Raw genomic sequence first — 3,198 nt, 5'->3', positions numbered from 1 at the left:
AGGGAGGGCCAGGCCCAGGCGGGTCTGGCCTCGTCGGCGCCGTAGGCGACCTCGGCGTGGGCGTCGGCGGCCGCGGCGAGGCGCAGGAGGCCGTCGGCGAGCGCGGGGTCGCCGGTGACGATCAGTGCCGCGAGGTTCATCGGATGCTCCTTCGACGTTCGGAGACATCCACCTTGCGGCGCGCGTCGGAAGCGGCGGGAAGGTTCCGCGAACTGTGGATAACTTCGCCGGGGCGGGCGGGCGGTGGCGCGGGATCGTTCACCCCGGGCCACCGCCCGGCCGCCTCACGACAGGGCGACCCCCGCCGGGGGGGAGAGCGGGGGTCGCCGGCGGTCCGGCTCCGGGGGGGTAGAGCCGGCCCGCTTTCCCAGAAAGGTCTCAGGGAGTTCAGGCTAAGCCACGGGTAAGTCGCCTCTATGGGAGAAGCAAACTCACCGACTCAAGTCTAGGCGGATACAACATATGCTGCCCGATCGTCGAGAGTTCCGTCGAGCCGCAAACTCGCCCGGCACGTGGCGATTTTTCGCACCCGGCGGTGACGATCCGCCGGAGCGGCCGGCGCCGGGCGCCGCCCGGCCACGGCTGGGCCCCCGTTCCGGTGCACCGGAAGTGCAACGGGACGGAAGTCGGAGCGTACAGGAGAACTAAAGATCTTTCCCGTGCCTTCGTATGATCGACGACAAAGGGAAATGGTTACCCTGTGTGATCAATTTCGCGTTCCGAACGCCGTTTGCGGAAGTCCGCAATATGCCTCCTTGCCATCCGGGGAGACCGGAGCCGCCTCCGGCGCCCTCTCCGCCGTCCGCGGGCCGTTTCCCGAATGGGGCTTGTCATCTGGGCAAATAAGGCGTACACAGGTCATACGGACCGAGTGTCCGGGCACGGCAGCCGGGTACCCACGCGCGACCAGCCGCGGGAGGCGCGTCGAGACGGGCTTGACCCGATCCGACGAATACAGGTGCACGCTTGGTAACCCGGTGTGACGTGTCCAGCGGCGGCGTCCCGGCAGGGACGCCGTTTCGCTTGCGCCGCGCTCCCGCCGAACCCCTTACCCGCGGACGTCCAGGCCCAGCGCCGTCGCGAGGACGACCGCCTGGTAGGGGTCGATCACCGCGCTCCTCAGTTCGACGCTGAACGGGTCCAGCGACGACAGGTCACTGCCGCGCAGGTCACAGCCAGAGAAGTCGGCCTTGTGCAGGGACGCCCCCGAAAGGTCGACCCCGCGCAGCTCCGCCCCGGCGCAGCGGGCTCCGGTGAGGTCCGCTTCGCGCATGCGCACGTCCGAGAACGCGGCTCGTCGCAGGTCCGCGCCGGGCAGGCCGGTGAACGACCAGTCGCCGCCCTTGACCTTCATCAGGTCGTAGGTGGAGCCGTCGAACGCGCTGCCGACGAACTTGCAGCCCGTGAAGGTGGCGTCGAAGAAGCCGCACCGGACGAACGTGCAGTTCAGGAACGCCCCGTCGGTGTGGCTGGACGCGTTGAACCGCACACCCCGGAACGTGCAGTCGGTGAAGGCGGCACCGGTGCCGCTGGCCTCGGTCATGTCCACGTCCACGAACAGGACGCTGTCGTGCCGCTCACCCGTCAGGTCACGCGAATCCCAGTTCGCCGACGAGATCGTGGTCTCCGTCGGCGCCGCTGGTCGCCCGTACATGCGATCGGCCATAGGTCCAGCATGGCCCTACCGGGTGACAGCCTCAGCCGCGCATGAACGCTTCGCAGATGGCCTGCGAGTCCCGTGCGGCGGCCGCGATGGCCGAGGAGCAGTGGACGATCCACCGCGCGACGCCCTCCGACGTACCGGACGCGTAGGCGCGAAGGGCCTCGGCGTACTCGTCGGAGAGTTCGAGGTGCCCGACCTCAGGCGCGACCAGGGATTTGGGGTCGAGCCCACGGGCGACAAGGGTGAGCCGCTGGGCGGCACGGGCGACGATCCCGTCTCCCCAGCCGAACGGGCGCAGAGCCAAAAGTTCGCCGTGCACGATCGATGAGACCACGAGAGCCGGCGCCTTGGTGGGTTCGGTCAGCAGCCCACTGAGCACGTCCAGGCGCGCCGCCACTTCGGCTGGCGAAGGCGGCTCTCCCAGGCCGAGAACGTCCTTCACGACAACGTCGCCGGAACGGGGACGTCCGAGATCCGCGCTGTCGACCGCGTCCGCTGCGGCGAGGACGTGCAAACGCGCCAACGCCTGCCGCGGTGCCTTGCGCCAGACCTCGGTCAACGTCCCGAGCTCGGCCGACACGCGCAGAGCGCCCTGCACGACGGGGTCGGACGGGTGGTCGGTGGTGCGCAGCTCGTCCAGCGTGACCGAGGCGCCGTCGAGGACGACGGAGGCCCGGGCGCCGCGCAGCGCCGACTCCGTGGACACCTCGGCGCTGCGCCGCCGCAGGACGCGGTGGCCGAGCAGCCGGTCCACGGCCTTGCGCGCCTCGTCGACGGCGTCGACGACGCCGGGAAGGTTCGCAACATCAGCTAGAGCATCGGTCACGGCCTGACTTTATGCCGTCGTCCGGAGCGCTCGTGCAGCGGCCCACCAGGGCGTGGAACGGAAACGGTTCCCCCGGCCCGGAGCTGGGAAGGCCCGTGGTGTCGGGCATCACAAAGCAGGATTCGCAGCCGTGAGCACCGATCGCGTCCATCCCCCCGACACCCGGGATCGCGGCCTTGTGGGGACCGGGACCTACCTGGTGAAGTGGGGATACCGGGCGACCCCCGCTTGAGCTAGCAAGGAGTTCGCGTTGAGCCAGAGCCAAGAAACACTGTCGAACCTTCTGCAGGAGACGCGCCGCTTCCCCCCGCCCGCGGACCTCGCCGCCTCGGCGAACGTCAAGGCCGACGCCTACGAGCGCGCTGACGAGGACCGCTTGGGCTTCTGGGCGGAGCAGGCGGACCGGCTCGCCTGGACGAAGCGCTGGGACGACGTCCTGGACTGGAGCAACCCGCCGTTCGCGAAGTGGTTCGTGGGCGGGGAGCTGAACGTCGCCTACAACTGCGTCGACCGGCATGTGGAGGCCGGGCGGGGCGAGAAGGTGGCGTACCACTGGGAGGGGGAGCCAGGCGACTCCCGCACCCTCACCTACGCCGACCTCCAGCGCGAGGTGAACAGGGCCGCCAACGCCCTGCTCGAACTGGGCGTCCGCAAGGGCGACCGGGTCGCCGGCCGCCAACCCGCGCCGGGGGTTCCGTTCATGGACGGC

3 protein-coding genes are annotated in these 3,198 nt (G+C 69.9%); 1 reads left to right on the top strand and 2 read right to left on the bottom strand.

Annotation, left to right across the window (positions count from 1 at the left end):
* Positions 1 to 1,048: 1,048 nt before the first annotated feature.
* Together AB0C69_RS40405 and AB0C69_RS40400 are read right to left on the bottom strand one after the other, a co-directional pair.
* The gene (locus tag AB0C69_RS40405) at positions 1,049 to 1,666 is read right to left on the bottom strand and encodes a pentapeptide repeat-containing protein (protein ID WP_360361762.1); all 618 of its coding nucleotides are present in this window, start codon (positions 1,664 to 1,666) and stop codon (positions 1,049 to 1,051) included.
* Between the two features lie 31 nt (positions 1,667 to 1,697).
* Positions 1,698 to 2,489, bottom strand: a complete 792-nt coding sequence (locus tag AB0C69_RS40400; RefSeq protein ID WP_360361759.1) for an oxidoreductase — start codon at positions 2,487 to 2,489, stop codon at positions 1,698 to 1,700.
* Between the two features lie 250 nt (positions 2,490 to 2,739).
* Between AB0C69_RS40400 and AB0C69_RS40395 the strand changes: the two genes are divergently transcribed.
* Positions 2,740 to 3,198: acetyl-coenzyme A synthetase N-terminal domain-containing protein (locus AB0C69_RS40395; RefSeq protein WP_360361756.1), on the top strand; the 459-nt coding region annotated here is incomplete at its 3' end.

Source organism: Actinomadura sp. NPDC048032, assembly GCF_040653175.1.
GTDB lineage: Bacteria > Actinomycetota > Actinomycetes > Streptosporangiales > Streptosporangiaceae > Spirillospora > Spirillospora verrucosospora.
Note: the sequence above shows the minus strand (reverse complement) of the source record. Positions and strands in the feature narration are given on the sequence as shown.